General features: G+C 64.3%; 26 protein-coding genes, 1 tRNA gene and 1 other RNA gene. 15 read left to right on the forward strand and 13 right to left on the reverse strand.

Going from position 1 to position 26,672, the window contains the following annotated elements; all coding sequences use genetic code 11:
- Nucleotides 1-19: 19 nt before the first annotated feature.
- Entirely contained in the window at nt 20-826 is an 807-nt protein-coding gene (gene dkgB / locus ACTJK4_RS07585) for a 2,5-didehydrogluconate reductase DkgB (protein WP_440817224.1), read from the forward strand.
- An 81-nt stretch (nt 827-907) separates the two neighbouring features.
- Here the strand turns inward: dkgB and ilvD (ACTJK4_RS07590) are convergent, their stop codons facing one another.
- The 5 genes from ilvD (ACTJK4_RS07590) to ACTJK4_RS07610 all read right to left on the reverse strand — a co-directional run bounded on the left by ilvD (ACTJK4_RS07590) (nt 908) and on the right by ACTJK4_RS07610 (nt 6,178).
- The gene (gene ilvD / locus ACTJK4_RS07590; protein WP_232040779.1) at nt 908-2,767 is read right to left on the reverse strand and encodes a dihydroxy-acid dehydratase; all 1,860 of its coding nucleotides are present in this window, start codon (nt 2,765-2,767) and stop codon (nt 908-910) included.
- Nucleotides 2,768-2,968: 201 nt separating this feature from the next.
- Nucleotides 2,969-3,053, reverse strand: a tRNA-Leu gene (locus tag ACTJK4_RS07595).
- Between the two features lie 66 nt (nt 3,054-3,119).
- Nucleotides 3,120-4,004: an NAD(P)-dependent oxidoreductase gene (locus ACTJK4_RS07600; protein WP_440817227.1), complete on the reverse strand. Its 885-nt coding sequence runs from the start codon at nt 4,002-4,004 to the stop codon at nt 3,120-3,122.
- A gap of 21 nt (nt 4,005-4,025) precedes the next feature.
- Nucleotides 4,026-5,195: an ABC transporter substrate-binding protein gene (locus ACTJK4_RS07605; protein WP_440817229.1), complete on the reverse strand. Its 1,170-nt coding sequence runs from the start codon at nt 5,193-5,195 to the stop codon at nt 4,026-4,028.
- A gap of 41 nt (nt 5,196-5,236) precedes the next feature.
- The gene (locus ACTJK4_RS07610) at nt 5,237-6,178 is read right to left on the reverse strand and encodes a CysB family HTH-type transcriptional regulator (RefSeq protein ID WP_440817232.1); all 942 of its coding nucleotides are present in this window, start codon (nt 6,176-6,178) and stop codon (nt 5,237-5,239) included.
- A gap of 155 nt (nt 6,179-6,333) precedes the next feature.
- Here ACTJK4_RS07610 and ACTJK4_RS07615 point away from each other — a divergent pair, with 155 nt between their 5' ends.
- From ACTJK4_RS07615 to cobA, 7 genes are all read left to right on the forward strand, one after another.
- On the forward strand, nt 6,334-7,107 hold the full coding sequence (locus ACTJK4_RS07615; protein WP_045202820.1) for a sulfite exporter TauE/SafE family protein: 774 nt from the start codon (nt 6,334-6,336) through the stop codon (nt 7,105-7,107).
- Between the two features lie 125 nt (nt 7,108-7,232).
- A complete protein-coding gene (locus tag ACTJK4_RS07620; protein ID WP_440817234.1) occupies nt 7,233-8,894 on the forward strand; it encodes a nitrite/sulfite reductase in 1,662 nt (553 codons plus the stop codon).
- A gap of 18 nt (nt 8,895-8,912) precedes the next feature.
- Nucleotides 8,913-9,458 carry a DUF934 domain-containing protein gene (locus ACTJK4_RS07625; RefSeq protein ID WP_440817237.1) on the forward strand — a complete coding sequence of 182 codons (546 nt, stop codon included), beginning with the start codon at nt 8,913-8,915 and terminating at the stop codon, nt 9,456-9,458.
- A 2-nt stretch (nt 9,459-9,460) separates the two neighbouring features.
- Nucleotides 9,461-10,297, forward strand: a complete 837-nt coding sequence (locus ACTJK4_RS07630; RefSeq protein WP_440817606.1) for a phosphoadenylyl-sulfate reductase — start codon at nt 9,461-9,463, stop codon at nt 10,295-10,297.
- Between the two features lie 20 nt (nt 10,298-10,317).
- The gene (cysD, locus tag ACTJK4_RS07635) at nt 10,318-11,268 is read left to right on the forward strand and encodes a sulfate adenylyltransferase subunit CysD (RefSeq protein WP_440817239.1); all 951 of its coding nucleotides are present in this window, start codon (nt 10,318-10,320) and stop codon (nt 11,266-11,268) included.
- A gap of 2 nt (nt 11,269-11,270) precedes the next feature.
- Complete coding sequence (locus ACTJK4_RS07640; RefSeq protein WP_316870023.1) at nt 11,271-12,578, forward strand: sulfate adenylyltransferase subunit 1; 1,308 nt, start codon at nt 11,271-11,273, stop codon at nt 12,576-12,578.
- A gap of 56 nt (nt 12,579-12,634) precedes the next feature.
- The gene (cobA, locus tag ACTJK4_RS07645; RefSeq protein ID WP_440817242.1) at nt 12,635-13,441 is read left to right on the forward strand and encodes a uroporphyrinogen-III C-methyltransferase; all 807 of its coding nucleotides are present in this window, start codon (nt 12,635-12,637) and stop codon (nt 13,439-13,441) included.
- 7 nt (nt 13,442-13,448) lie between these two features.
- Here the strand turns inward: cobA and ACTJK4_RS07650 are convergent, their stop codons facing one another.
- Nucleotides 13,449-14,465 carry a zinc-dependent alcohol dehydrogenase family protein gene (locus ACTJK4_RS07650; RefSeq protein ID WP_440817245.1) on the reverse strand — a complete coding sequence of 339 codons (1,017 nt, stop codon included), beginning with the start codon at nt 14,463-14,465 and terminating at the stop codon, nt 13,449-13,451.
- 123 nt (nt 14,466-14,588) lie between these two features.
- Here ACTJK4_RS07650 and ACTJK4_RS07655 point away from each other — a divergent pair, with 123 nt between their 5' ends.
- Both ACTJK4_RS07655 and ACTJK4_RS07660 read left to right on the forward strand, forming a co-directional pair.
- Nucleotides 14,589-15,485 (forward strand): LysR family transcriptional regulator, encoded by an 897-nt coding sequence (locus ACTJK4_RS07655; protein WP_440817247.1) that lies wholly within the window; start codon nt 14,589-14,591, stop codon nt 15,483-15,485.
- Between the two features lie 29 nt (nt 15,486-15,514).
- Nucleotides 15,515-15,916, forward strand: coding sequence for a 5-carboxymethyl-2-hydroxymuconate Delta-isomerase (locus ACTJK4_RS07660; RefSeq protein ID WP_260802002.1), 402 nt, complete (start codon nt 15,515-15,517; stop codon nt 15,914-15,916).
- Nucleotides 15,917-15,926: 10 nt separating this feature from the next.
- On the opposite strand, the gene ACTJK4_RS07665 is transcribed toward ACTJK4_RS07660, so the two are convergent.
- Genes ACTJK4_RS07665 through lptF form a run of 3 tightly spaced genes read right to left on the reverse strand, consistent with a single transcriptional unit; the run spans nt 15,927 to nt 18,609 of the window.
- Complete coding sequence (locus ACTJK4_RS07665; RefSeq protein WP_260802001.1) at nt 15,927-16,298, reverse strand: sirohydrochlorin chelatase; 372 nt, start codon at nt 16,296-16,298, stop codon at nt 15,927-15,929.
- Nucleotides 16,298-17,491 (reverse strand): LPS export ABC transporter permease LptG, encoded by a 1,194-nt coding sequence (lptG, locus tag ACTJK4_RS07670; RefSeq protein ID WP_232040767.1) that lies wholly within the window; start codon nt 17,489-17,491, stop codon nt 16,298-16,300. The genes ACTJK4_RS07665 and lptG overlap by 1 nt, the downstream gene beginning before the upstream one ends.
- Complete coding sequence (gene lptF, locus ACTJK4_RS07675; protein ID WP_147213297.1) at nt 17,491-18,609, reverse strand: LPS export ABC transporter permease LptF; 1,119 nt, start codon at nt 18,607-18,609, stop codon at nt 17,491-17,493. Before lptF ends, lptG begins: the two co-directional genes overlap by 1 nt.
- Nucleotides 18,610-18,743: 134 nt before the next feature.
- Here lptF and ACTJK4_RS07680 point away from each other — a divergent pair, with 134 nt between their 5' ends.
- The 3 genes from ACTJK4_RS07680 to ACTJK4_RS07690 are packed head-to-tail and all read left to right on the forward strand — an operon-like array spanning nt 18,744 to nt 21,125.
- Entirely contained in the window at nt 18,744-20,252 is a 1,509-nt protein-coding gene (locus ACTJK4_RS07680) for a leucyl aminopeptidase (protein ID WP_232040766.1), read from the forward strand.
- A 22-nt stretch (nt 20,253-20,274) separates the two neighbouring features.
- Complete coding sequence (locus ACTJK4_RS07685; RefSeq protein WP_206274972.1) at nt 20,275-20,703, forward strand: DNA polymerase III subunit chi; 429 nt, start codon at nt 20,275-20,277, stop codon at nt 20,701-20,703.
- Entirely contained in the window at nt 20,700-21,125 is a 426-nt protein-coding gene (locus ACTJK4_RS07690) for a DUF2486 family protein (protein WP_440817252.1), read from the forward strand. Before ACTJK4_RS07685 ends, ACTJK4_RS07690 begins: the two co-directional genes overlap by 4 nt.
- 54 nt (nt 21,126-21,179) lie before the next feature.
- Here the strand turns inward: ACTJK4_RS07690 and ilvD (ACTJK4_RS07695) are convergent, their stop codons facing one another.
- The gene (gene ilvD, locus ACTJK4_RS07695) at nt 21,180-22,853 is read right to left on the reverse strand and encodes a dihydroxy-acid dehydratase (RefSeq protein WP_316870020.1); all 1,674 of its coding nucleotides are present in this window, start codon (nt 22,851-22,853) and stop codon (nt 21,180-21,182) included.
- Between the two features lie 128 nt (nt 22,854-22,981).
- On the opposite strand from ilvD (ACTJK4_RS07695), the gene ACTJK4_RS07700 reads away from it, so the two are divergent.
- The gene (locus tag ACTJK4_RS07700) at nt 22,982-23,926 is read left to right on the forward strand and encodes a LysR substrate-binding domain-containing protein (RefSeq protein ID WP_440817255.1); all 945 of its coding nucleotides are present in this window, start codon (nt 22,982-22,984) and stop codon (nt 23,924-23,926) included.
- A gap of 14 nt (nt 23,927-23,940) precedes the next feature.
- On the forward strand, nt 23,941-24,843 hold the full coding sequence (gene lgt, locus ACTJK4_RS07705) for a prolipoprotein diacylglyceryl transferase (protein ID WP_322017420.1): 903 nt from the start codon (nt 23,941-23,943) through the stop codon (nt 24,841-24,843).
- Between the two features lie 68 nt (nt 24,844-24,911).
- On the opposite strand, the gene ACTJK4_RS07710 is transcribed toward lgt, so the two are convergent.
- From ACTJK4_RS07710 to ssrS, 3 genes are all read right to left on the reverse strand, one after another.
- Nucleotides 24,912-25,613, reverse strand: a complete 702-nt coding sequence (locus ACTJK4_RS07710) for an SIMPL domain-containing protein (RefSeq protein ID WP_260801996.1) — start codon at nt 25,611-25,613, stop codon at nt 24,912-24,914.
- A 94-nt stretch (nt 25,614-25,707) separates the two neighbouring features.
- Nucleotides 25,708-26,178: an EVE domain-containing protein gene (locus ACTJK4_RS07715; RefSeq protein ID WP_232040760.1), complete on the reverse strand. Its 471-nt coding sequence runs from the start codon at nt 26,176-26,178 to the stop codon at nt 25,708-25,710.
- A 155-nt stretch (nt 26,179-26,333) separates the two neighbouring features.
- Nucleotides 26,334-26,553: non-coding RNA, 6S RNA (ssrS, locus tag ACTJK4_RS07720), on the reverse strand.
- Between the last annotated feature and the right edge of the window lie 119 nt (nt 26,554-26,672).

Raw genomic sequence — 26,672 nt, forward strand, 5'->3', positions numbered from 1 at the left:
TTTCCCCTTGGAGCACAAGATGAACAAGATTCCCGCTTTTGGCCTTGGCACGTTTCGCCTGAAGGGTCAGGTTGTCATCGGCTCGGTTCGCAATGGCCTGGAACTCGGCTACCGCGCAATCGACACGGCCCAGATCTACGGCAATGAAGGCGACGTGGGCGAGGCCATTGTCGGCTCAGGCGTGCGCCGCGAAGACCTCTTCCTCACCACCAAGATCTGGGTCGACAACTACGCCAAGGGCAAGCTTGCGGCAAGCCTCGAAGACAGCCTCGCCAAGCTGCGAACCGACTACGTCGACCTCACGCTCATCCACTGGCCTGCGCCCAACAACGGCGTGTCACTCGAAGAATTCATGACCGCGCTGGCCGATGCCAAGGCCCGGGGTTTGACGCGCGAGATCGGCGTCTCGAACTTCAACATCGCGCTGACGCAACAGGCGATGGCGGCGGTCGGCAAAGACGCCATCGCCACCAACCAGATCGAGCTGAGCCCGTATCTGCAGAACCGCAAGCTCGTCGATTTCCTGCAGCGTGAGGGCATTCACGTCACGTCGTACATGACGCTCGCCTACGGCAAGGTGCTGGGCGATCCGGTGATCGGCGCGATTGCGCGGCGGCACGAGGCAACGCCGGCGCAGGTCGCGCTGGCCTGGGCGATGCAGCTCGGCTATTCGGTGATCCCGTCATCGACCAAGCGCGAGAATCTTGCGAGCAACCTGCGCGCGCAAGCGTTGCAACTGACGGCAGACGACATGGCGCAGATTGCCGCGCTTGAGCGCAACGGCCGCGAGGTGTCACCCGAGGGGCTTGCGCCGGCGTGGGATTGAACGCCGCGCCGTCGGCACAATAGAAAAAGCCGCTCTTCGGAGCGGCTTTTTCACGTTGACGAGCGCTTGGCCCGTGACGCATCAGTCGTCCAGTTGCGACAGGTCGCGCACCGCGCCCTTGTCTGCCGACATGACCAGCTTGGCGTACGCCTTGAGCGCGGCCGACACCTTGCGCGGACGCGGCTGCGCAGGCTTCCAGCCCTTGGCGTTCTGCTCTTCGCGGCGACGCGCGAGTTCTTCGTCCGACACCAGCACGTTGATCGTCCGGTTGGGGATATCGATGCGGATCTTGTCGCCGTTGCGCACCAGGCCGATCGCGCCGCCTGCAGCCGCTTCCGGCGAGCAGTGACCGATCGACAGGCCCGACGTGCCGCCCGAGAAGCGGCCGTCCGTCAGCAACGCGCAGGCTTTGCCCAGGCCCTTGGACTTGATGTAGCTCGTCGGGTACAGCATTTCCTGCATGCCGGGGCCACCCTTCGGGCCTTCGTAACGCACGACCACCACGTCACCGGCCTTGACCTTGTCGGCGAGGATGTTCGCGACCGCTTCGTCCTGCGATTCCGTCACGTGCGCCGTGCCCTCGAACACGAGGATGCTTTCGTCCACGCCGGCGGTCTTCACCACGCAGCCGTCCAGCGCGATGTTGCCCCGGAGCACGGCCAGGCCGCCTTCCTTCGAGAAGGCATGCTCGTTCGAGCGAATGCAGCCCTCGGCGCGGTCAAGGTCCAGGCTCGGCCAGCGCGTGTTCTGACTGAACGCGACCTGCGTCGGGATACCGGCGGGGCCGGCACGGTAGAACGTCTGCACGGCTTCGTCCGACGTGCGGACGATGTCCCACTGGTCCAGCGCGTCCTTCATCGTGGGCGCGTGCACGGTGGGAGCGTCGGTGTGCAGCTTGCCGGCGCGGTCCAGCTCACCCAGGATGGCCATGATGCCGCCGGCGCGGTGCACGTCTTCGATGTGGTACTTGTTCGTGTTCGGCGCAACCTTGCACAGCTGCGGCACGACGCGCGAAAGGCGGTCGATGTCCGCCATCGTGAAGTCGATCTCGGCTTCCTGTGCGATGGCCAGCAGGTGCAGGATCGTGTTGGTCGAACCGCCCATCGCGATGTCGAGCGTCATGGCGTTCTCAAATGCCTTGAAGCCGACCGAACGCGGCAGCACGCGCTCGTCGTCCTGCTCGTAGTACTGGCGGGCCAGTTCAACGATGCGGTGGCCGGCGCGCTTGAAGAGCTGCTCGCGGTCTGCGTGCGTGGCGACCACGGTGCCGTTGCCGGGCAGCGACAGGCCGAGCGCCTCGGTCAGGCAGTTCATCGAGTTGGCCGTGAACATGCCCGAGCACGAACCGCAGGTCGGGCATGCCGAGCGCTCGACTTCGGCCACTTCCTCGTCGGAATACTTGCTGTCGGCCGCGATCACCATCGCGTCGATCAGGTCGAGCTTCTTGATCTCGATGGCCTTGGTGACCGGGTTGGCCAGGCGCGTCTTGCCCGCTTCCATCGGGCCGCCCGAGACGAAGATCACCGGAATGTTCAGGCGCATGGCGGCCATCAGCATGCCCGGGGTGATCTTGTCGCAGTTGGAGATGCACACCATGGCGTCGGCGCAGTGCGCGTTGACCATGTATTCGACCGAGTCGGCAATGATGTCGCGGCTGGGCAGCGAATACAGCATGCCGTCGTGGCCCATGGCGATGCCGTCATCCACGGCAATCGTGTTGAATTCCTTGGCAACACCGCCCGCGGCTTCGATCTCGCGCGCGACGAGCTGACCGAGGTCTTTCAGGTGCACGTGGCCGGGAACGAACTGGGTGAACGAGTTGACCACCGCGATGATCGGCTTCTGGAAGTCTTCATCTTTCATGCCGGTGGCGCGCCAGAGCGAGCGTGCGCCCGCCATGTTGCGGCCGGCGGTGGAGGTTTTGGAACGGTATGCGGGCATTTTGGGTGCTGAAGAAAGTCGATGGTGGGGCGGGCCACGCGGATAAAGGCCCTCGCGCGCCCGTGCGATCAACCTCTTGAGCCGCGCCCGGGGCAAAACCCGCATTATCCCACGCCTGGCGGGGCGCGTTGCCGGCTGTCGTGGGGTTAGTGAGTGCCAATGAAAAAGCCGCTTCTGCGTGAACAGAAGCGGCTTGAATTCTGGTGCCCGAGGCCGGAATCGAACCGGCACGCCTTGCGGCGGGGGATTTTGAGTCCCCTGCGTCTACCAATTTCACCACTCGGGCAGGTGCTGATGAGCCGGCAATTATGCCAGAAGTCTGGCCAGCCAAACAAGGCGGGCTGGAAGATGCTCAATCCGCCTGTTGATTGTTCTGCTGCTCCAGCACGCGCAGCAGCGACGCCGTATCGTCATACCCCCAGCCATTGGCGACCAGCGTATTGAGCTGCGAAGCCACCAGCTCCATCGCCGGCATCTGCAGGCCGAGTTCCTGGGCGATCTCGCGCACGAGGCCGAAATCCTTGTCATGCAGGCGGGCTTCGATGCCGGCGGCAAAGTTACGCTCTGCCATCTTGGGGCCCATCATGTCGAGCATGCAGCTGCCCGCAAAGCCCGGGCCGATGGCTGCCAAAACACGCGACGGGTCGGTGCCCTGGGCTCGTGCAAACAGCATGGCTTCGGCAATGCCCTGGATATTGATGACCTGCACGATCTGGTTGCACGCCTTGGCGACCTGCCCGGCACCGTGATCGCCGATGTGTGTGATGGTGGTACCCAGCAATTGCAGCAGCGGGCGCACGCGTTCGAGCACTTCCGGCTTGCCGCCCACCATGATCGACAGCGTGGCCTTTTGCGCGCCCATGGTGCCGCCCGAAACCGGCGCATCGAGAAATTCGATGCCTGCTGCTTCCAGCTCGGCCGCAATGCGGCGCGTGGCTACGGCGGAGATCGTGCTGTGGTCGATGCACACAGCGCCGCGCGGTGCGCCATGGACGACGCCATCCGGGCCCAGCAGCACGCCTTCCACATCGGCCGTGGAGGTGACGTTGGTGAAGATGACTTCGGCGTCGCGTGCGGCTTCCGCAGGGGTGCTGCAGGGCTCGGCGCCGATGGCGCGCGCATTGTCGGCGGCCTCCGGACGGCGCACATAGGCGCGCACGGTGTGCCCGGCGGCAATCAGGTGCTGGACCATCGGCGTGCCCATGTTGCCGAGGCCGATGAAGGCGATACGTGTCATGGCAGATCTGTGCGTGTTGGATTAGCGCGGGCCAGCGTAAGCAAAGCGGCCGTTCTTGATAATGCCCATCACGCGCGAGCGTTGGTCGAAGCCCTGGTGATCCTGGGCATTCAGGTTCAGCACGCCGTTGGGCACAGTCAAATCGCGCGTGGTTTCCAACGCGTCGCGCAGGGCAGCGCGGAAAGCGGGTGTGCCAGGCTTGGCGCCGGTCTTGAGCGCGCGGGCCGTGGCGTTGTCGAGCAACTGCCACGCGCCCCAGGCGTCGCCCGCAAATTGCGTGACGGTGTTGGGGCCGTACTTGGCTTCATAGCGATCGGCAAATTCCACGGCGACTTTGCGTACCGGATGGCTGGCCGGCAGCTCGCGCGCCACCACCACGGGGCCGGTCGGGAAGAGGGTGCCTTCCACGTCCTTGCCGCCCACCTTGAGGAATTCCGTGCTGGCGATGCCGTGCGTCTGATAGATGCGGCCCTTGTAGCCGCGCTCGACCAGCGTGCGTTGGGGTAACGCGGCCGGTGTGCCTGCCCCGGCAATCAGGATGGCGTCGGGCTTGGCGGCCATCAACTTGAGAATCTGACCAGTCACACTGGTATCTGTGCGCGCAAAGCGCTCGTTGGCCACCACGTGCAGCTTGCGCACTTCGGCCAGCTTCGAGAATTCACGCCACCAGCTTTCGCCATACGCATCGGTAAAGCCGATAAAGCCGACGGTGTGCACGCCGCTGTCCGCCATGTGCTGGGTGACGAGCGTGGCCATCTGCGAATCGTTCTGCGGCATCTTGAAGGCCCAGCGGCGCTTGGCGTCCTGCGGCTCGACGATGGAAGCGGAGGCGGCCAGCGTGATCATCGGCGTTTGACCTTCAGCCACCGCGTCGAGCGAGGCCAGCGCTGTCGGCACGATCGTCGGGCCGACGATCACATCCACCTTGTCTTCGGCGATCAGCTTGCGCACGTCGCGCACCGCTATCGACGGGTCGGATGCGTCGTCCAGGATGATGACCTGCGCGCGCTGACCGCCGATGGTCGCGGGCCACATCTGCACGGTGTTCTTGCTGGGAATGCCAATGGCCGCAGCGGGGCCGGTGGTCGACAGCACCACACCCACTCGGATGTCCGCTTGGGCGGGCAGGGCGATGGCGGCGGCGCTGGCAAAGAGCGCCATGCCGCATAGCAGGCGACGTCGGGTCGTCATGAAATCTCCGGGGAAGTTGGGCAATTGCAATTGCGGGCGAATCAGAGCTCGTACGCTTCGTGATCGCCGGACATGAGTTGTTCTACCAGCTTGCGCGTGAGCGTCGGCGCAAACAGTTCGATGAAGGTGTAGACGAAGCCGCGCAAATACGCGCCTTGTTTGACGCCGAGGTGCGTGACGTTGGTGCCGAAGAGGTGGCCGGCCGGAATCGCGCGCAGGTTGCGGTCGCGCTCTGCGTCAAACGCGACGCCCGCCACGATGCCCACACCCAGGCCCACTTCCACGTAGGTCTTGATGACATCCGCGTCGATGGCCTCCAGCACGATATCGGGCTTGATCTGGCGCAGCTCGAAGGCGTGGTCGATCTTGGGGCGGCCGGCAAAGTGCTGGTCGTATGTGATGAGCGGGTAACCCTTCAGGTCTTCCAGCGTCAGGTGCTGGCGAGATAGAAGCGGGTGATCAGGCGGCGTGACCACCACATGCTGCCACTGGTAACCCGGGATCGAGATCAGATCCTTCACATGCGACATGCCTTCGGTGGCGATGGCAATGTCGGCCTGGTCGTGCAGGACCATCTCGGCAATCTGCGCGGGCGTGCCCTGCTGAATGGACAGGCGAACCTTGGGGTATTTGCGCGTGAACTCGGCAATCGCCTTGGGCAGCGCGTAGCGCGCCTGCGTGTGCGTGGTGGCGATGGTGAAGTTGCCTTGGTCCTGCGCGGCGTAGTCCTTGCCGACGCGCTTGAGGGTTTCGACCTCTTCCAGCACGCGCTCGACCGAGGCGAGGATGCGTCTGCCCGGTTCCGTGAGACCCCGGATGCGCTTGCCGTGCCGGGTGAAGATATCGACGCCCAGCTCCTCTTCCAGCTCGATGATGGCTTTGGAGACGCCTGGTTGTGATGTATAGAGCGCTTTCGCGGCTTCTGTCAGGTTGAATTTCTGCCGCACGGCTTCGCGCACGAAGCGGAATTGGTGAAGGTTCATGGCTGCGCGGTCGATAAAGAAGAACGGGTGCGAACTGAACGCTACTTATAACCGACACCATATAAACAAACAATTTTTTATTGGTTTGGGATATGAGGCGCGTTCATTACGATGCTCGAACTTCGTGATAACACGCCCTCACTGTCCCCCGCGCCATGACGCTCGCCTATACGGTTTCCGGTTTGCTGGTCGGCCTGTTGGTCGGCCTGACGGGCGTTGGCGGTGGATCGCTGATGACTCCGCTGCTGACGCTGATGTTCGGCTTTTCGCCGGCGACCGCCGTCGGCACGGACCTGGCATTTGCCTCGTTGACCAAGGGCGTTGGCACGATCGCACATCGTAGCCACGGTCATATTCGCTGGGACATCGTCAAGCGCCTCTGCCTGGGCAGCCTGCCCGCCGCGCTGGTGACGGTGATCGTGCTGAAGACCGCCGGCAACCTGGATGCGGAGTGGATGCACGTGATTCGCGTGACGATCGGCGCGTCGGTCATCCTGACGGTGATTTCGCTGCTGTTCCGTCAGCGCGTATTGGGCTGGCTGGCGGCCAACCCGCGTTATCGTCTGCAGGGCACGGCACTGGCCGTGGCCACGGTCATCGTCGGCGTGGTGCTGGGCGTGCTGGTGACGGTGTCGTCCATTGGTGCAGGCGCCGTGGGCGCGACGCTCATCCTGATCCTGTATCCCGAATTGAAGAGCGCCGAAGTGGCCGGCACCGACATCGCCTATGCCGTGCCGCTGACCGCCGTGGCGGGCCTGGGCCACATGTATCTGGGCACGATCGACTGGAACCTGCTGGTGTCGCTGCTGGTGGGCTCCATCCCGGGTATCTGGCTGGGCGCGCGCCTGTCCAAGAATCTGCCGGAACGTCTGGTGCGCGGCGCGCTTGCCGCCACGCTGACGATCACGGCCATCAAGCTGGTGTCGTGATGCGTGATCGCATGCCGGCCCTGCTTGATTGTGGCTGCTGTCGCTGAGCCGGCAGCAGCACCATAACGAAACGCTTTCCCCAAATTGAATCGCACGCCGGCCCAGCCGGATTGGACCGAACAGTCATGTATCAATACGACGCTTACGACCACCGCCTCGTCGCAGACCGCGTAGAGCAGTTTCGCGACCAGGTGCGCCGCCGTATCTCGGGCGAACTGACGGAAGAAGAGTTCCTGCCGCTGCGCCTGCAGAATGGCCTGTACTACCAGCGCCACGCCTACATGCTGCGCGTGGCGATTCCGTATGGCCATCTGCGCGCCAAGCAACTGCGCATGCTCAGCCACATCGCCGCCGAGCATGATCGCGGGTACGGCCACTTCAGCACGCGCCAGAACATCCAGTACAACTGGATCGAGCTGGAGCAGGTGCCCGACATCCTGGCCAAGCTGGCCTCGGTGGAGATGCATGCCATCCAGACTTCGGGCAACTGCATCCGTAACATCACGACGGATCAGTTTGCCGGCGTGGCACCGGACGAGGTGATCGACGCGCGTCCGCTTGCAGAAATCCTGCGCCAATGGTCGACGTTCATTCCTGAATTCGCGTTCCTGCCGCGCAAGTTCAAAATCGCCGTGTCGGCCTCGCGCGAAGACCGTGCCGTGACGCAACTGCACGACATTGGTGTCTACGCCTATGAGAAGAACGGCCAGACGCTGCTGCGCATCCTGGCCGGCGGCGGCATGGGCCGCACCCCGATCCTGGGCGCGATCATCAAGGAAGACCTGCCGTGGCAGCACATGCTGTCGTACATCGAGGCTGCCGTGCGTGTGTACAACCGCTACGGCCGCCGCGACAACAAGTACAAGGCGCGCATCAAGATTCTCGTGAAGGCCATCGGCGCGGAAGAATTCGCCCGCCAGGTCGAAGAAGAGTGGCAGCACATCAAGGACGGCCCGTCGACCATCCCGCAGGCCGAGTTCGACCGCGTGGCGCAATTCTTCGCGCCGCCCGCGTACGAAAAGCTGGCCGACACCGACGCCACCTACGAAAAGGCGCTGCTGGAGAACAAGGCGTTCGCCCGCTGGGTGAGCCGCAATGTGCATCCGCACCGCGTGCCGGGCTACGCTGCCGTTACGCTGTCGCTCAAGCCGGGCGTGGCGCTGCCGCCGGGTGATGCGACGGCCGAGCAGATGTCGCTGGTGGCGGATTGGTCCGAGCGCTTTGGTTTTGGCGAGCTGCGTGTCGCGCACGAGCAGAACCTCATCCTGCCGGATGTGAAGAAGCACGATCTGTTCGATCTGTGGCAACTGGCCAAAGAACACGGCATGGCCACCGCAAACATCGGCCTGCTGACCGACATCATTGCGTGCCCGGGCGGCGACTTCTGCTCGCTGGCGAACGCCAAGTCGATCCCCATCGCACAAGCGATTCAGGCCCGTTTCGACAATCTGGACTTCGTTCACGATCTGGGCGAGCTCTCACTCAACATCTCGGGTTGCATCAACTCGTGCGGGCACCACCACGTCGGCAACATCGGCATCCTGGGTGTCGATAAGCACGAAGAAGAGTGGTACCAGGTGTCGCTGGGCGGCGCGCAGGGCAACGATTCGGCGATCGGCAAGATCATCGGCCCGTCGTTCAAGGCTGAAGAAATGCCCGACGTGATCGAACGCATCATCGACACCTTCGTTGCCAACCGCACGGAAGACGAGCTGTTCATCGACACCTATCACCGCATCGGCATGGCTCCGTTCAAGGAACGCGTCTACGCCCGTGAAGAAGCCTGAACGCCGAGGGAAATGAACATGAGCAAGATCATCAAGCTGCAAAACGGTGCCCCGCAAGTCGTGGCTGACGAATGGACCGTGCTGCGTGCGCCGGAAGGCGGGGAACTGACGCAAGCCGACGTGGAGGCCACTGCGCACGCCATCGTGCCGCTGGCCTATTGGCAAGCCAACCGCGACGCGCTGCTCGGCCGCGCCCGCGCTGGCACGCTGGCGGTGTGGCTCGCTCCGGACGACGAGCCGTTCGCGCTGGAGGCTGACCTGCCGAACCTGTCGCTGGTGGCGGTGGATTTCCCGGTCTTTCGTGACGGCCGCGGCTACAGCACCGCGTTCCTGCTGCGCCAGCGCCTGGGCTTTAGGCGTGAGTTGCGCGCCATTGGCGACGTGCTGCGCGATCAGCTCGACTTCATGCGCCGTTGCGGTTTTGACGCCTACGCCGTGCGCGCAGACAAGAACATCGACGACGCGCTGAATGGCTTTGGCGAGATCAGCGTGCGCTATCAAGGCGCCGTCGACGAGCCGCGCCCGCTGTTCCGCCGCGAGCGTGCTGTCCAGGAGGCCGCGTGAGCCTGAGTGACGCACAAGAAGGCCAAGAGATCGCCGTGTCCGAAGTGCCGGTGTCCGCAATCGGGCGCCCCGTGCTGTGGGCGCGCCCCGTCTACACCGGCACGGCGGAAGCCCTGGTCGCCAAGGAAGCTGCGCTGTTTGAGCGCCTGGCCGAGATTGCCGCCAAGCACGGCGTGGCGAAGTTCGCCACCAGCCTGGCCGCCGAAGACATGGTCGTGACAGATGCCATCCTGCGCAGCCCCGAAGCCGTACGCGCGCACCTGCCGATCTTCACGCTGCAAACCGGGCGCCTGCATGCCGAAACGCTCGCGATGCTCGACCGCATCCGCGCGCACTACGGTTACGCGATCGAGCAGTACGCACCGGATGCCCGCGCAGTGGAAGCCTACGTGCGCGACCATGGCCTCAACGCCTTTTACGACAGCATCGAGCTGCGCAAGGCCTGCTGCAACATCCGCAAGGTGGTGCCGCTGAACCGCGCACTGAAAGACGCCGACGCGTGGCTCACGGGCCAGCGCCGCGAGCAGGCTGTCACCCGTGCCGACCTGCCGTTTGCCGAAGACGACACCGCGCGCGGCATCGCCAAGTACAACCCGCTGTTCGACTGGTCCGAGGCGGAAGTCTGGGCTTACCTCGAGCAGCACAACGTGCCGACCAACGCGCTGCATGACAAGGGCTATCCCAGCATTGGCTGCGAGCCTTGCACGCGCGCGGTGCGTGCCGGCGAGGACGTGCGTGCCGGCCGGTGGTGGTGGGAATCGCGCGACAGCAAGGAATGCGGTCTGCATGCGGCAAATGCGGTGACAAATTCGGCGACGAATCTGTCGCAAAAGAATTGAGCGAAAGCGAAGGAAGAATCATGGGAGTGATGAGTGAGATCCCCGGCACGGCGCTGACGCCTGTGCAGAACGAACACCTCGACTGGCTCGAAGCCGAGTCGATCTACATCATCCGCGAGGTGGTGGCCGAGTGCCGCAACCCGGCGCTGCTGTTCTCCGGCGGCAAGGATTCGATCGTCATGCTGCACCTGGCGCTCAAGGCCTTCCGCCTGGGCGATCGCAAGATCGAGCTGCCGTTCCCGCTGGTGCACATCGACACGGGGCACAACTACCCGGAGGTCATCACCTTCCGTGACGAGCAGGTTGCCAAGCTGGACGCGCGCCTGGTGGTCGGGCATGTGGAAGATTCCATCAAGCGCGGCACCGTGCGCCTGCGCAAGGAAACCGATTCGCGCAACGCGGCACAGGCCGTCACGCTGCTGGAAACCATCGAATCGCACGGCTTCGACGCCCTGATGGGCGGTGCCCGCCGCGATGAAGAAAAGGCCCGCGCGAAGGAACGCATCTTCTCGTTCCGCGACGAGTTCGGCCAGTGGGATCCGAAGGCCCAGCGCCCGGAACTCTGGAGCCTGTACAACGCCCGCATGGCGCAGGGCGAACAGATGCGCGTGTTCCCGATCTCCAACTGGACGGAACTCGACGTGTGGCAGTACATCGCCCGCGAGAATCTTGCCTTGCCGCCGATCTACTACGCGCATCAACGTGAAGTCGTGCGCAAGAACGGCCTGCTGGTGCCGGTGACGTCGATCACGCCCAAGGCCGATGGCGACGTGAGTGAAGTCCTGTCGGTGCGCTTCCGCACCGTGGGCGACATCAGCTGCACGTGCCCGGTGGCGAGCACTGCCGCCACGCCGGCCGAGATCATCGCCGAGACGGCCGTCACCGAAATCACTGAACGCGGCGCCACGCGCATGGACGACCAGACGAGCGAAGCCTCAATGGAAAAGCGCAAGAAGGAAGGGTATTTCTGATCATGACGAATCAAGCATCGCACCAAGGCCTGCTGCGCTTCATCACCGCCGGTTCCGTTGACGACGGCAAGAGCACACTGATCGGCCGCCTGCTGTACGACAGCAAGGCCGTGCTGACCGACCAGCTGCAAGCGCTGGCCAACGCCAAGAACAAGCGCACTGCCGGCGAGCAGATCGACTTCTCGCTGCTGACCGACGGCCTGGAAGCCGAGCGCGAGCAGGGCATCACGATCGACGTGGCGTACCGCTATTTCTCGACTGCGCGTCGCAAGTTCATCATTGCCGACACGCCGGGTCACGAGCAGTACACGCGCAACATGGTGACCGGCGCCTCGACCGCGCACGCTGCCATCATCCTGATCGATGCCACGCGTGTGACGACCGTCGATGGCAAGACGGAGCTGCTGGCCCAGACCAAGCGCCATTCGGCCATCGTGAAGCTGCTGGAGCTGCAACATGTGATCGTGGCCATCAACAAGATGGATCTGGTCGACTACAGCGAAACGCGCTTCAACGAAATCCGTACCGCCTACGATGCATTGGCCACGCAACTGGGTCTGCGCGACGTCCGTTATGTGCCGGTGTCGGCGCTGCGCGGCGACAACATCGTGCACGCATCGGAAGCCATGCCGTGGTATCAGGGCGAGCCGCTGCTGGCTTTGCTCGAAGACCTGAAGGTGGAAGAGACCGCTCCGGCGGGCGACGATGCGCTGCGCTTTCCGGTGCAACTGGTGGCGCGCCAGGATGGCTCGCAAGCCGATGATTTCCGCGGCTACATGGGTCGTGTGGAAGCCGGCACCGTGCGCGTCGGCCAAGCCGTGCGCGTGCTGCCCGCCAACCGCGAAACCACGGTAGCTGAAGTGCTGACGCCCAATGGCGCAGCTGAATCCGCCGGCCCCGGCGAGACCATCACCGTGCGCCTGGCGGACGACGTGGACATCTCGCGCGGCGACACCATCGTCGCTGCCCCGACCACTGCCGCCAACGCAGCCAAGAAACTGCATGCCGACCTGTGCTGGTTCGACGAACACGAACTGAACCCGGCCCGCAAATACGTGCTCAAGCACACCACGGCCACCGTGTTTGCACGCGTGTCGGATGTGGAGCGCGTGCTCGACGTGCATACGCTGTCGCACGAGACCGGCCGCAAGCAGATCGCGCTCAACGATATCGGCACGGTCAATATCAGCCTGCAGAAGCCGATCGTGTGCGACGCGTACGGTGATAACCCGGCGACCGGCGCGTTCATCCTGGTGGACGAAGCCACGCACCATACGGTGGCAGCTGGCATGATCCGTGCATTTTCCTGATGTGGATGGGGCGCGGTAAGTTGCGCCCCGCAGGAAAAAGCAAAGGAACCTAGGCAATGGAAGCGAAGACCCCCAAAACACTCGGCCGCGTGAGCCTGATTGGTGCCGGCCCGGGCGCGGCGGACCTCATCACGGTGCGCGGTGCACGATTGTTGGGCGAAGCCGAGGTCGTGCTGCATGACGCACTGGTCTCGCCCGAGGTTTTCCAGTACTGCCCGCAGGCCGTGCTGATTGCGGTCGGCAAGCGCTGCGGCAAGCGTTCGACCGCGCAGCGCTTCATCAATCGCCAACTCGTCGATCTGGCCACCAAGTACCAGCGCGTCGTGCGTCTGAAGGGCGGCGATCCGATGCTGTTCGGCCGTGCTGACGAGGAACTGCAGGCGCTCGAGCAGGCCGGCATCGACTACGAAATCGTTCCGGGCATTACGGCAGCGCTGGCAGCCGCGTCCGCCATCCGCCAGCCGCTAACCAAGCGCGGCGTCGCCCGCAGCGTCGCGTTTGTTACGCAAGCCAAGGCGGCCGATCCGGATACGCCGCAACCCGAAGGCATTGTGCCGGAACCCGTGGCGCAGGCCGATTCGCTCGTCTACTACATGGGCCGCGATCAAGCCGCTTCCATCGCTGCAGACCTGATCGCCCGCGGCCGCGCACCGTCGACGCCTGCCTGGGTGGTCGAGGCTGCCACCACGCCCGAGCAGCGCTCAGCCTGTTTCACGCTGCGGCAAATGGCCGATGGCGCCGCTGCGCAGTGGATCAACCCTGAGCATCCGAGCTTGCTGATGATCGGCGACGCGTTTGCCGCGCGGGCCACGGCATCCGCGCCGGAAGTCCTCGTCAGCGAGCCGCACATCCTGGCCGCCTGAGCGACGCTCAGAACGCCAGCGCCACCTTCCCGAACACCGTTCCGGCTTCCATCGCCCCGAACGCCTCCCGCGCTTCCTGCCACGGCCGTACCTGATCGACGATAGGGTGCAAGCCGTGCAGCGCCAGCGCCCGGTTCATCGCCTCGAATGACGCGCGCGATCCGACCGAGGCCGGCCGGATCACCGCCTTGCGCGCGAAAATCTCCAGCGGATTCACGCCACCCTCGCGCCCGGCCAGATAGCCGACCAAGTGGATCTGCCCGCCCACCCGCAACGCTTTCAGCGAGCGCTGCAGCGTGCCCCCGCCACCCACTTCGATGACGTGATCGACGCCGCGGCCGTCCGTGCGCGCGAGCACCGCTTCGTGCCATTCGGGCGTCGCGCGGTAGTTGATCGTGTCCGACTCCGGCACACCCAGCCCCCGGACGCGCTCCAGCTTGGCGTCGCTGCTCGACAGCACGATGGGCCGCGCCCCGGCCATCAATGCGAACTGCACCGCAAACATTGAGACGCCGCCGGTGCCCTGCACGAGCACCGTCTCGCCGGGCTGCAGGCCGCCAGCCTCGATCAGGCAATGCCAGGCGGTGAGGCCCGCGCAGGGCAGGGTGGCCGCCTCGATGGCCGACAGGTGCGACGGCACAACCACCGCGCCACCCGCGTCCAAGCGGATGGTATCGGCCAGCCACCCGTCGATCGGGCCGCCCAGCATGCGGCGCGTGTCGGCGTTGCGGAAGTCTCCGCCGTCCCAGCGTTGCCAGAAGGTGCCGGCGACACGATCGCCAATGCTTACGCGCGTCACGTTCTCGCCAATGGCCACGACTTCCCCAACGCCATCCGACAGCGGGATCAGCGGCAGCGGAAAGCGCGTGAAGAACGTGCCGGAGACAATTTCCAGATCGCGGTAGTTGAGCGACGCGGCGTGCGTGCGCACGATGATTTCGTCGGGGGCGGGCGTGGGCGTGTCGCGCTCGATGGGGCGCAGGGCGTCGATGCCGTAACCGTCGGTCAGTGCCAGGGCTTTCATGGTGTCCGTGTCCTCCGTGGGGGAAAGCAACGCAACAGCGCGTCTGGCGATACTGTGGCGCCTTGCCTAAGATGAATCCAATTCAATTTGCTCAAACAAAACATAACTTCTAGGAATGTTTCCATGCTTGAGGAAATGCGCACCTTCGTGCTGCTGGCGCAGACCGGCTCGATTGCCCGTGTGGCCGAGCGCCTGCCGCTCACGCAGCCGGCCGTTACCAAGCAGATCCAGCGGCTGGAGCGCGCGCTGGATACGGTGCTATTCGACCGGCGCGTCAAGCCGTTCCGCCTGACAGCTGAAGGCGAAGCAGTGCTGGCACGCTGTCGCGCCATCGTGGGGGAGTTCGAGGCGCTGCGCAGCAGCGTGCGCGCGAGTGGCGAACCGGAAGGCTCGCTGCGCGTGGGCGTGAGCCATGCGGTGGGCGATGCGCGGTTTGCGCGCGTACTGTCGGGGTTGCGGGAGCGCTTTCCGGGCGTGTCATTCCGCCTGAGCTGCGAGTGGGGCGGTGTGCTGCGCGAACGCTTGAAACGCGCTGAACTGGACGCCGCGCTGTGGCTGACGCCGTCCAACGCCCGCGGTAACCATGCCGATGCGGACATTCGCGTGATCGGCACCGAGCCCGTCAGCCTGATTGCCGCGCCCGCGCGCAAGCTGCCGGCCACGCTGTCGATGGCGCAGGTCACTGACGAAGCGTGGGTGCTGAACCCCACCGGATGCGAGATGCGCGCCTGGCTTCTCGGCCGCTTCGAAGCGGATCGGTTGACCCCCAACGTCGCGGCGGAAGTGCAATCGGTGCCGCTACAGCACGCGCTGGTGGCCGAAGGCTTCGGGCTCGGGTTTGCGCCCGTGCGGCTGATCGGACAGCAAATCGCTGAGGGTTCGCTGTCGGTGCACAAGCTCACTTCGGCGCCCGCCGAGTGGGACGTCTGCGTGCAGCGCGCACCGTCGCTCGGCCGCATGGCGCGGGTGGTGGATGCGCTCGAATCGGCGCTGTCCACCGGCGCGGCAGTGGCGCGTTAATCACCTATGCCATTTCTGGACGCCCGCGAATGCCGCACGTCATCATCGAATACACCGCCAATGTCGAAGCCGATGCGCGCATTCCTGAGCTGATGCGCGTGCTCAACGATGTGCTGATCGGCCATGCGGATGTGTTTCCCGTTGGTGGCATTCGCACGCGCGCGCTGCGGCTCGATCAGTACCGTATGGCCGACGGCGCGGAAGACGATGCCTTCATCCACGTGACCTTCCGCATTAAGGCGGGCCGGCAAAAAGCCGTGACGGGCCCGATTTGCGCCGCGATGTTCGCCGCCATGCGCGCACATCTGGTCGACGTGTTTGCGCGCCGCTATCTCGGGTTGACGCTGGAGCTGGTGGAGTTCGACGCGCGTGGCTTTTACGTCGAGAACAACGTGCATGCGCGCTTTGCGCGCATCGCGGAACCGCAGTAGGACGTCTGGCTTAGCCGAGTTGCCGCACGCAGTAACCGGCGATGGCGTCGAGCACGGCATCGTCTTCGCCGACGGCATCGGCGCAGCGGATGGAGAGCGTGGGATGGGCCTGCGCGCATTGCGCGATCAGCGCCGGCAGATCGCGCCGCAGGTGTCCGCCCTGGCCGAAGAACACAGGCACGATGGTGATGCTCTGCGTGCCGTTTGCGGCCAGGTCGTCGATGGTGCCCGGTAGATCGGGCGCCATCAGTTCAAGAAAGGCGAGGCGCGTGTCGACGTCAGGCTGCTGCGCAGCCAAACGCGCTTGCAGGCGATCGAATGGTTCACGCCAGCGGGCATCGCGAGCGCCATGCGCGAAGAGGACAAGTGCGCGGTCGGCCATCAGTGGCGCTCCACCCAGCGCAGGCTGACCAGCGCCAGTGCCAGATACAGCGCGCCCGGCACGATGGCCGTGAAGATGGCCGGCCACGTGTTCAACAGGCCGACGTGCGAGAAGAGGTTGTTCACCAGCTGGAACGACAACCCCAGCATGATGCCCCCGAACACCTTCAGGCCAACCGCCCCCGCCCGTGCATGCAGATACGCAAACGGCAGGGCCAGCGCCATCATCACCAGCACGGTGAACGGATAGACCACCTTCTTCCACAGCGCGATCTCGTAGCGCTGCGTGTCCTGCTTGTTGTCGCGCAGATGACGGATGTACTGGAAGAGGTCCAGCGTAGCCATGCGGTCGGGTGTGACCATCAGCACGGACAGGATCTGCGGCGTGAGCTCGGAGCGCATCTCCTGCTGCGGCAGTTTGATCTGCTCGCCGCGGAAGTCAGGCGCCAGTGCATCGGGTGCGCCGGGCACGGCCTGCACAGTGTCCTGCGGGGCTACGCTGCCGGGCTTGCGCGGGAACTCAATGAAACGGGTCTCCGTCACGTCGTTCAATTGCCAGTTCTGGTGGCCCTGGTAGCGCGCTTGCTCGGCTACGCGGATCGAACTCAGGCGGTAGTCGGAATCGAATTCATAGATGCGCAGGCCCTTGATGGATTGGTCCGCCTGCAGCGCGCCCACGTTGACGAAGCGGGTGACTTCGCCACCCGTGCCGTCCGGCTTGGCAGGGCCGCGATCCTTGACCCACACGCCGGAGCGGAAGCCGGCCGACACCGTCGCGCCCAGTGCTTCCAGTCGCACCTTCTGTGCGTACTCTTCGGCCTTCGGGCCGATGAATTCACCAAAGATGTACGTAACCAGTGCCAGCGGCAGTGCAATCTTGAACAGCGACAGCAGTGCACGGCGCGTATCGAGCCCGGCCACGCGAAAGATCGTGAACTCCGACTGGCTCGCCATCTGCGAGAACACATAGATGGCGCTGATGAGCGCCGCCACCGGAATCACTTCGTACACGCGCGTCGGCGCCTGCAGCATTACGTGGAAGAACGCGATGAGCGTGGTGTAGCGTCCGACCACCGAGCCCAGTTCGCCCAGCATATCGAAGAAGATGAACAGCGCCAGCACCGCAAACAGGATGAAGACGAACACGCCGTAGATCTGACGCGCGAAGTACTTCTCATAGACCGGCATCTTCATCACGCACCCGCCTTCTTGGGTGCGAAGCCGAGCAGGGCGGAAATCCCTTTCAGGCCCGCAGCGCTGTAATGGCGGAAACGGAACAGCAGCACCGCGCAGATGAAGGCGACAAGGTGGATCGGCCACCATGCCATGAACACATTCATCTTGCCCTGCGAGACCCACGCCTGCGACAGGTTCAGCAGGTTCGAATACGTCAGGTAGATCAGCACCGCGAAGATCATCGGTGTGTAGCGGCCCAGGCGCGGGTTCACGTAGGCCAGCGGAATGGCGATCAGCACGAAGTTCAGCGCCAGCAGCGGCAGGCCGATCCGCCAGACCAGCTCACCGAGGTTCTCAGGCGTCGGGTTGGCGAGCAGATCCTTCGTGGAGCGGCTCTTGGTGGGCAGGTTGGCGTCTGCCTGCGGCGGCTTGTTGGCGACCTTCACGCCGTATTTGTCGAACTCGACGATGCGGTAATCGAGCTTGCCGGGCGTGCCTTCATAGCGGCGGCCCTTGTCGAGCACGACAAAGCGGTCGCCGTTTGGCATGGTCTTGAATTCGCCGGTCTTGGCCATCGCCACGCCGATCTTGTCCTGTTCAGCATTGGCGACGAACAGGTTGCGGGCGTGCTTCATGCCGTTATCGACGCCCTCGATAAAGAGGACGTAGTTGCCGTGCGCGGGCTCGATGAAGCGGCCGGCAGAGATCATCGACAGCACGTCGCGTTGCTCGAAGCGGTCTCTGAACAATGCACTCTGCTGGTTGGCCCACGGCCAGCCGAACAGGGCCAGCAGCGCCACCAGCACGATGAACGGCAGCGAGAAGCGCAGCACCGGGCGGATGAAATCCGTCAGGCTGATGCCCGAGGTGAACCACACCACCATCTCGGAATCCTTGTACCAGCGCGTCAGCACCAGCAATACCGAGATGAAGAGCGTGGCGCACAGCAGGATCGCCAGGTAGCCCAGCGTTGCCAGGCCGATGAGGAGCAGGACGTCGTTCGGGTTCGCTTCGCCGTTGGCAGCCATGCCGAGAATGCGGATCACCAGGGTGGTCAGCATGAACGTCAGCAGCACGAGGAAGACGGCGCCGGCGGTGAAGGATAGTTCGCGTCGCAGGGCTTGTTCGAAAATCATGCGGATGCGGGAAGGGAGGGCGAGGTCTAGGCCAGGTTGGGACGATGCGTGCCCCACTAGGTTCCATCGGAGCCCCCGCGCAAAATGGCGGATAATGTGGGCTTTCGTTGACTCGCCTCATAGAGAGAAGCGCGATGGAATTTAGCACAAAAGCCCTGGACTGGGCCAAAGCAGGCGCCCTGGCCGCCAAGAGCGATTGCCTCGTGATCGGTCTGTTCGAGTCGCAGACCCTGGCTGGCGCCGCAAAGGCGCTGGACGTGGCCACCAAGGGCCTGGTCGCCCGCCTCGTCAAGCTGGGCGACTTTGAAGGCAAGCGCGGCACGTCGCTGCTGCTGCACGAAGTGGCCGGCGTGGGCGCTGCCCGCGTGCTGCTGGTCGGCCTGGGCAAGGAAGCCGACTTCACCGACCGCGCCTACGCCGAAGCCGTGCGTACCGCACTGCGCGCCCTGGCCGGCACCAAGGCCGCCAGCGTGACGTGGACGCTCACCGAGCACGCCGCGCGCGACAAGGACACCGCCTGGGCCGTCCTGACCGCAGTCACGCTCATCCGCGAGGCCAGCTACCGCTTCATCGAGCGTCATCCGGAACTCAAGAGCAAGCGCGACAAGAACGGCACCAGTCTGCGCAAGCTCGTGCTGGCCGTGCCGGCAGCGGACGCCAAGGCCGCCAGCGTAGCCGCCACGCGCGGTACCGCCATCGCCAACGGCATGGACCTCACGCGTGATCTGGGCAACCTGCCATCCAACATCTGCACGCCGACTTACCTGGCCAACACCGCGCGCCAGATCGCCAAGGATTTCAAGCTCAAGGTGGAAGTGCTCGGCCGCAAGCAGATCGAAGCCTTGAAGATGGGGGCCTTCCTGGCCGTGACAAAGGGCAGCGTGGAGCCGCCCGCGTTCATCGTGCTGCGCTACGAGGGTGGCCCGGCCAAGCAAGCCCCGGTGGTGCTGGTTGGCAAGGGCATCACGTTTGATACGGGCGGCATCTCGCTCAAGCCGGGTGAAGGCATGGACGAGATGAAGTACGACATGTGCGGCGCAGCTTCGGTGCTGGGCACGCTGCGTGCTGTGGCTGAAATGGGCCTCAAGCAGAACGTCATCGCCGTGGTGCCGACCTGCGAGAACATGCCCAGCGGTGTTGCCACCAAGCCGGGCGACGTGGTGACCAGCATGTCTGGCCAGACCATCGAGATCCTGAACACCGATGCCGAAGGTCGCCTGATCCTGTGCGATGCGCTCACCTATGTAGAGCGCTTCAAGCCGGCGGTGGTGATCGACGTGGCAACGCTCACGGGCGCCTGCATCATCGCGCTCGGCCACATCAACACCGGCATGTACGCCCGCAGCGATGCGCTGGCGGGCGCGCTGGTGGCGGCCGGCAAGCAATCGCTCGATACCGCGTGGCGCATGCCGCTGGATGAGGAATACCAGGAACAGCTCAAGTCCAATTTTGCCGACATGGGCAACATTGGCGGCCGCCCGGCCGGTAGCGTAACGGCCGCCTGCTTCCTGGCGCGCTTTACCGAAAAGTACGACTGGGCCCACCTGGATATCGCCGGCACGGCCTGGAAGAGCGGCGCGGCCAAGGGCGCCACGGGCCGCCCGGTGCCGCTGCTGACACGCTTCCTGATGGACCGCGGTTGATCACGCAGAGGCAAGGTACCGTATGACCCGCGTCGATTTCCACAGCAACGTGCCCGGCAAGCTGGCGTATGCCTGCCGGCTCGTGCGCAAGGCCTACGGCGCGGGCCAGAAAGTGATCGTGGTCGGAGATCAGGCTGCGCTGGAAGCGTTCGACACGCAGTTGTGGACGTTCAGCCAGCTCGATTTCCTGCCGCATTGCGGCCTGCGGCATCCGCTGGCTGCGCAGACGCCCATCCTGCTGGCCGATGCAACGGAGCCGCTGGACGACGCGCCGCATCACGACATCCTGGTCAACCTGTCGCCTGAACCGCCAGCACTGTTCGCGCGCTTCAGCCGGTTGATCGAAATCGTTGGCGATGACGATGCCGACCGCGCCGCTGCGCGCGATCGCTTCCGTTTCTACCGCGATCGCGGTTATCCGATCCAACACCACGACGTGGGGCGCGCATGACCGACGGACGTTATCCCGGGTCCCATACGGACAACAACATCCCCGTCCTGACGGAGATTGTCGAGCTGGAGGACGCGGCACCTGCGGCAGCGCCCGCCGCGAATCCGCCCACGTCTGCTGAAGCTCCCAACGTGGACGTCCCGCCCGCCCTGCGCGAGCAGCGCCTTGCGCCCACTTCGGCCATGCCGCCCGCAGGCACCGACGCGGCGCGCGTGATGGGTGACGTGATGTGGCGTTTCCAGTCCGAATGGCCGGCGTTGATCGAGGCGCAGTGCCGTGCCGCCATGGAGTCGCGCCTGTCGCTGCTGAGTGAACAGCTGGCGGCGGAGCTGACCCGCACGCTCGAGGCCCGCCTGATGGATTGGCTAGGCGCCGCGCTGGACGATGCGTTGGCCGCGCAGCAGAAGCCGCCGCAGCGCTGATCGCACAAAGAAAAACCCGCCGTCCGGCGGGTTTTTTGTTGATATGGCCCCAGCTTAGTCCGTTACCGCGCCCTTGCTGGCCGTTGCCGCCAGTTTTGCAAACTTCGCCAGCACGCCACGCGTATAGCGCGGCGCGGGTTGCTTCCATGCTGCACGGCGGCGCGCAAGCTCATCGTCAGGCACATTCAACTGCAGCAATCGCTGGTGCGCGTCGATGGTGATCGAATCGCCTTCATGCACCAAGCCGATCGTGCCGCCCACGTACGCTTCCGGAGCGACGTGGCCGACCACCATGCCCCACGTGCCGCCCGAGAAGCGCCCGTCGGTAATGAAGCCGACCGACTCGCCCAGGCCCTTGCCGATGATGGCTGAGGTCGGGGCCAGCATCTCCGGCATGCCCGGGCCGCCCTTCGGCCCCAGATAGCGCAGCACGAGAATGTCGCCTGCCTTGATCTGGTCGCCCAGGATTGCGCTCATCGCGCTTTGCTCATCGTCGAACACGCGGGCCGGGCCGGTGATGACGGGGTTTTTCAGGCCGGTGATCTTCGCCACGGCGCCTTCTTCGGCAAGATTGCCTTTCAAGATGGCAAGGTGGCCTTCCTTGTAGAGCGCCCTGTCGATCGGCAGGATCACGTTTTGATCAGCGCGCGGCTGGTCGGGCACGTGGGCGAGTTCTTCAGCCAGCGTCTTGCCGGTGATGGTGATGCAATCGCCATGCAGCAGGCCGGCGTTGAGCAGCAGCTTCATCACCTGCGGAATGCCGCCGGCCTCGTGCAGGTCGGTGGCCACGTACTGGCCCGACGGCTTGAGGTTGCAGATGACGGGCACGCGCTGGCGCACCCGCTCGAAGTCATCGATCGTCCATTCCACTTCCGCCGCGTGGGCAATGGCCAGGTAGTGCAGCACGGCGTTGGTGGAGCCGCCGGTCGCCATGATGACGGCCACGGCGTTTTCGATGGATTTGCGCGTGATGATGTCGCGCGGCTTCAGGTCGCGGCGCACGGCTTCGACCAGCACGCGCGCGGATTCGGCTGCGCTGTCGACCTTCTCCTGATCGGGATTGGCCATCGTCGATGAATACAGCAGCGACATGCCCAGCGCTTCAAACGAAGAACTCATCGTATTGGCCGTGTACATGCCGCCGCAAGAACCGCTCGACGGGCAGGCGTTCTTCTCGATGCCCTCGAAGTCTTCCTCGCTCATGCGGCCGGCCGTGAATTCGCCCACGGCCTCGAACGACGAAACGATGGTCAGGTCCTTGCCTTTCCAGTGACCCGGCTTGATGGTGCCGCCATACACGTAGATGCCCGGCACATTCGTGCGCGCCAGGGCGATCATGCCGCCGGGCATGTTCTTGTCGCAGCCACCGATGACGACGACACCATCCATCCATTGGCCGTTGACGCAGGTCTCGATGCAGTCGGCAATCACCTCGCGCGAGATCAGCGAGAACTTCATGCCTTCCGTGCCCATCGACATGCCGTCGGAAATGGTGGGCGTGCCGAAAGTCTGCGGATTCGCGCGGGCTTCTTTCACGGCTGCCACGGCGGCATCGGCCAGCTTCTGCAGGCCCGAGTTGCACGGCGTGATGGTCGAATGGCCGTTGGCCACGCCGATCATTGGATTGTTGAAGTCGTCTTTCGTGTAGCCCAGCGCGTAGTACATCGAGCGGTTGGGCGAGCGCGCCACACCCTGGGTGATGTGCTGCGAACGCTTGTTGTCTGGCATGGGAGTCTCCGTGGGGTCGGCACTATCGTTGTAGTCAACAGCCTGGCGCCCAGCATGCGCTTGGAGAAATAGAGCGTCAAATATATTATTTGCGATCTATTCAGTCGAAAAAACTATCAATCGACGCTATGGATCTGCGCCAGCTTCGCTACTTCGTGACCGTTGCCGAAGAACTGCATTTCGGTCGTGCCGCCGACCGGCTTTCGATGACGCAACCGCCGCTTTCGCAGCAGATTCGCGCGCTGGAAGACGAACTGGGCGTCACGCTGTTCCATCGCACGCAGCGCTCCGTGGCGCTGACGGCCGTCGGTGCGCGCTGGCTGGTCGAGGTGCGGCGTGTGCTGGCCGAGGCGAATGCGCTGCCCGGCCTCGCGCAGCGGCTGGCGCGCGGGGAGGTCGGCTCGCTGTCGCTGTCCTTCGTCAGCACCGCCGATTACGGCATCCTGCCCGCCTTGCTGCGGCACTTCCGCGATGCGCGTCCCGACGTGCAGCTTCTGCTGCGCGAGGCCACCAGCGATGTGCAGATCGAAGCGCTCCTGGCCGGCGACGTAGATGCCGGCGTCGTGATTGCGCATCACGCCGGCTCCGTGCCGGGCGAACTGGAATACCGTCCGCTGGTGCGCGAGCGTCTCGTGCTGGCGGTGCCGGCGTCGCGCGCGGCGCAATGGGGCGTGGAGCCCGGTCAGCCGATAGCGCTGGCGGATGTCGCGACCGAACCGCTGATCATCTTCCCGCGTCGATCAGCGCCTGCGCTGTATGACATCATTACCGGCTATCATGCCGCGCACGGCGGCCGGCCCGAAGAACCCGGGGCTGCCACGCGGATCGGCCAGGAAGCCATCCAGATGCAGACCATCGTCAGCCTGGTCTCCGCTGAGATGGGGATTGCTCTGGTCCCGGCATCGCTATGCAACCTGCAGCGGACCGGCGTGGTCTATCTCGAACTCGCCGCGCCAAGCCCGTTCATCGAGACCGGGCTGGTGTGGCGGCGAGATGCGGCTTCGCCGGTGCTGCCGTGGTTCGTGGCCAGTGCCGAAGCCGTTGCCAAGCTGCAAGAAGACAACCAAACCTGAAACCCACAGGATTCATGCTCATCCATCCGCAATTCGACCCCGTCGCCCTGCATCTGGGGCCGCTCGCCATCCGCTGGTACGGCCTGATGTATCTGGCGGCGTTCATCATGTTCCTGTGGTTCGGCCGCCTGCGCACGCGCCAGCCGCACATCGCAGCCGAAGGCTGGAGCGGCCGCGACCTTGACGACATGCTCTTCTACGGCGTGCTCGGGGTGATTCTCGGGGGGCGCCTCGGCTACGTCCTGTTCTACAAGCCGGATTGGTATTTCGCCCACCCGCTCGACATCTTCAAGGTCTGGGAAGGCGGCATGGCCTTCCACGGCGGCTTCCTCGGCGTGGTCGTCGCGATGATGCTGTATGCGCGCATGCGCGGCCGCTCGTGGATGCAGGTGACCGATTTCATCGCGCCGATGGTGCCGTGCGGCCTCGCAGCGGGGCGCCTCGGCAACTTCATCAACGGCGAGCTCTGGGGCCGCGTGTCGTCGCCCAATCTGCCGTGGGCGATGATGTTCCCGCAGGCGCAAGGCGAAGACCGGGAGTGGCTACTCTCGCACGCGCACGAGGCCGTCACCAGCGGCGTGCAGGCCCTGTTCGACCAGTACCACATGCTGCCGCGCCACCCCTCGCAGATCTATCAGTTCCTCGGCGAAGGCGTGCTGTTCTTCATCCTCCTGTGGCTGTATGCGCGCAAGCCGCGGCCGACGGGCGCGGTGTCGGGCGCATTCCTGCTCGGCTATGGCGTGTTCCGGTTCGCTGCCGAATTTGCGCGTGAGCCGGACAACTTCCTCGGCCTGCTGGCGGCGAACCTGTCGATGGGGCAGTGGCTGTCGCTGCCGATGATCCTGATCGGCATCGCCATGCTGGTTTGGTCTTACCGTCGTGCAGGCAACGGCGCAAAAAACCAGGCGCACGCCTGACGCTGCTACCGCACACATAGAAAAAGCCACCGAATGTCGGTGGCTTTTTTCATGGAGCGGCTCGCTGCTTATTTCAGCATCTGCACGGCGCCGGAAACGGTCACCGTTACCTGCGCCTTGCCGCCTTCGATAGGCACCGGCGCCGAATCGAACGATGCCGGAGCGGCTGCCATGCGCATCATCGGACGCGGGCCCGGGTTGTTGCTGCCCTCGCTCACGTGCACATCGCGAATCGTGTAGCTCGTGTAGCCGAACAGCTTGGTGGTCGTCAGGGCCTTGTCGCGGAACGAGTTCACGGCCTGGTCCACCAGCTTGGCTTCCGCCGCCGTGCGCGCCTCGCGCGAGAGCGTGAAGTTCACGTTTTGCACCTGCATCTGGTTGGCCAGTTGGCCTGCCAGCTTGGACGCCGCTGCAAAGTCCTTCGACGTGATGCGCACCTCCGCACGGCCGCGCCAGACGCTGATCTTGCCGTTGCGATCGGTGTTTGGATAGATATTGAAACCGCCTGTTTCTGCCTGCACGCCGGACGTGCGCTTTGCCTGGTTGATCACCTCATCGGCCTTGCGCGACAGAGCCGTGGAAATCGCGCCCGGGTCGGCACCTTCCTGCTCGGCGCTCAGCGTGAGCGTGACAGTGTCAGTCGGCACTTCGGCCACGGCCTGCGCGTCCAGCGACAGCACGCCTGAATGATTCGTTTCAGGAGCGGCTTGTGCGAAAGCAGTCGTCATCATTGCAGTCCCCAAAATGGTTGCGGCCAGGACAGATTTCATTGTGTTCTCCCAAAAAAGCAATGTGATGCGTCTGACTGGCTGTTACGCGCATCGTTCATCACGTTTGTAACAATTCCCTGCCGATGCCAACCATTCACTCAGGATCGCGCATCAATTTGGTTGTGATGTAACGCCATTGCGCGGGCGTGACGGGCGTGATCGAAAGGCGGTTGCCGCGTTGCAGCACCGTCATGTCGGCGAGCTGTTCCTGTGCGCGCAGCGTGGGCAAATCGATCAACGCGCATTTGCGCACGAACTTCACGTCGACGAGCATCCAGCGCGGCGCTTCCGGCTTCGAGGCGGGGTCGTGGTAATGGCTCTTGGCGTCGAATTGTGTGGGATCGGGATAGCTGGTCGAGCAGACTTCCGCCAGCCCCGCGATGCCGGGCTGCGGACAGGAAGAGTGGTAGAACAGCACGCCATCGCCGACGCGCATGCGGTCGCGCATGAAGTTGCGTGCCTGATAGTTTCTGACGCCGGTCCAGGGCAAGGTGCCTTCGGCGTGCAGCGTGTCGATGCTGGCCTCGTCGGGCTCGGACTTCATCAACCAGTATTGGGTGGCCATCGTGTGGGGTGCGCGGGCGACGTGCAGGGAGGTGACGGTGTGCGCAGCATAGCAACACGGCTGCGGCCTCGCCATTGGCGCTGTGGCAATGGCGGGCGTATCGAGGATAGACAAAGAAAAAGGCGGTAGCGCACATGTGCACTACCGCCTTTTATTGGGTCCCCACCTTGGCCGCTAGACCCGCATCCTGAACCCAAGTGAGGTTCAGAGTGGCAGCGGAAGCCGCATTTCGGGTACATCACCGGCACAGGGAGCCCACGACTTGCGTCGCACGCTATGCACTGGAAGACGCGCTCGCCCACACGGCATATCCCGCACCAAGCAATGCTTATCGGTTCAAGGAATTAATGGCCATGGCGAACCAGGCAGGGAAACTGTCAGACGCATCATCACGCTGTATTTTGAGCGCATGGCGATGCGTCTGAAAGATTCATCGCAGGCAACCGTTTTTCTCTACCCTGTAGCCGCTAAAGCCTTATGCTGCAAGGGTTTGC

Source organism: Ralstonia sp. 22111, assembly GCF_052045895.1.
In the GTDB taxonomy this organism is placed as follows: domain Bacteria; phylum Pseudomonadota; class Gammaproteobacteria; order Burkholderiales; family Burkholderiaceae; genus Ralstonia; species Ralstonia wenshanensis.

Bases quoted from the DNA above. Each gene is read 5' to 3' on its own strand.
- lptF (WP_147213297.1), bottom strand. From the start codon at position 18,609: ATGATTTTCGAACAAGCCCTGCGACGCGAACTATCCTTCACCGCCGGC.
- lptG (WP_232040767.1), bottom strand. From the start codon at position 17,491: ATGAAGATGCCGGTCTATGAGAAGTACTTCGCGCGTCAGATCTACGGC.
- ACTJK4_RS07625 (WP_440817237.1), top strand. From the start codon at position 8,913: ATGAGCAAGATCATCAAGCTGCAAAACGGTGCCCCGCAAGTCGTGGCT.
- cobA (WP_440817242.1), top strand. From the start codon at position 12,635: ATGGAAGCGAAGACCCCCAAAACACTCGGCCGCGTGAGCCTGATTGGT.
- ACTJK4_RS07715 (WP_232040760.1), bottom strand. From the start codon at position 26,178: ATGGCCACCCAATACTGGTTGATGAAGTCCGAGCCCGACGAGGCCAGC.
- ACTJK4_RS07665 (WP_260802001.1), bottom strand. From the start codon at position 16,298: ATGGCCGACCGCGCACTTGTCCTCTTCGCGCATGGCGCTCGCGATGCC.
- ACTJK4_RS07710 (WP_260801996.1), bottom strand. From the start codon at position 25,613: ATGAAATCTGTCCTGGCCGCAACCATTTTGGGGACTGCAATGATGACG.
- lgt (WP_322017420.1), top strand. From the start codon at position 23,941: ATGCTCATCCATCCGCAATTCGACCCCGTCGCCCTGCATCTGGGGCCG.
- ACTJK4_RS07605 (WP_440817229.1), bottom strand. From the start codon at position 5,195: ATGACGACCCGACGTCGCCTGCTATGCGGCATGGCGCTCTTTGCCAGC.
- dkgB (WP_440817224.1), top strand. From the start codon at position 20: ATGAACAAGATTCCCGCTTTTGGCCTTGGCACGTTTCGCCTGAAGGGT.
- ACTJK4_RS07690 (WP_440817252.1), top strand. From the start codon at position 20,700: ATGACCGACGGACGTTATCCCGGGTCCCATACGGACAACAACATCCCC.
- ACTJK4_RS07680 (WP_232040766.1), top strand. From the start codon at position 18,744: ATGGAATTTAGCACAAAAGCCCTGGACTGGGCCAAAGCAGGCGCCCTG.
- ACTJK4_RS07650 (WP_440817245.1), bottom strand. From the start codon at position 14,465: ATGAAAGCCCTGGCACTGACCGACGGTTACGGCATCGACGCCCTGCGC.
- ACTJK4_RS07615 (WP_045202820.1), top strand. From the start codon at position 6,334: ATGACGCTCGCCTATACGGTTTCCGGTTTGCTGGTCGGCCTGTTGGTC.
- ACTJK4_RS07685 (WP_206274972.1), top strand. From the start codon at position 20,275: ATGACCCGCGTCGATTTCCACAGCAACGTGCCCGGCAAGCTGGCGTAT.
- ACTJK4_RS07620 (WP_440817234.1), top strand. From the start codon at position 7,233: ATGTATCAATACGACGCTTACGACCACCGCCTCGTCGCAGACCGCGTA.
- ilvD (WP_232040779.1), bottom strand. From the start codon at position 2,767: ATGCCCGCATACCGTTCCAAAACCTCCACCGCCGGCCGCAACATGGCG.
- ilvD (WP_316870020.1), bottom strand. From the start codon at position 22,853: ATGCCAGACAACAAGCGTTCGCAGCACATCACCCAGGGTGTGGCGCGC.
- ACTJK4_RS07610 (WP_440817232.1), bottom strand. From the start codon at position 6,178: ATGAACCTTCACCAATTCCGCTTCGTGCGCGAAGCCGTGCGGCAGAAA.
- cysD (WP_440817239.1), top strand. From the start codon at position 10,318: ATGGGAGTGATGAGTGAGATCCCCGGCACGGCGCTGACGCCTGTGCAG.
- ACTJK4_RS07600 (WP_440817227.1), bottom strand. From the start codon at position 4,004: ATGACACGTATCGCCTTCATCGGCCTCGGCAACATGGGCACGCCGATG.
- ACTJK4_RS07700 (WP_440817255.1), top strand. From the start codon at position 22,982: ATGGATCTGCGCCAGCTTCGCTACTTCGTGACCGTTGCCGAAGAACTG.
- ACTJK4_RS07655 (WP_440817247.1), top strand. From the start codon at position 14,589: ATGCTTGAGGAAATGCGCACCTTCGTGCTGCTGGCGCAGACCGGCTCG.
- ACTJK4_RS07660 (WP_260802002.1), top strand. From the start codon at position 15,515: ATGCCGCACGTCATCATCGAATACACCGCCAATGTCGAAGCCGATGCG.
- ACTJK4_RS07640 (WP_316870023.1), top strand. From the start codon at position 11,271: ATGACGAATCAAGCATCGCACCAAGGCCTGCTGCGCTTCATCACCGCC.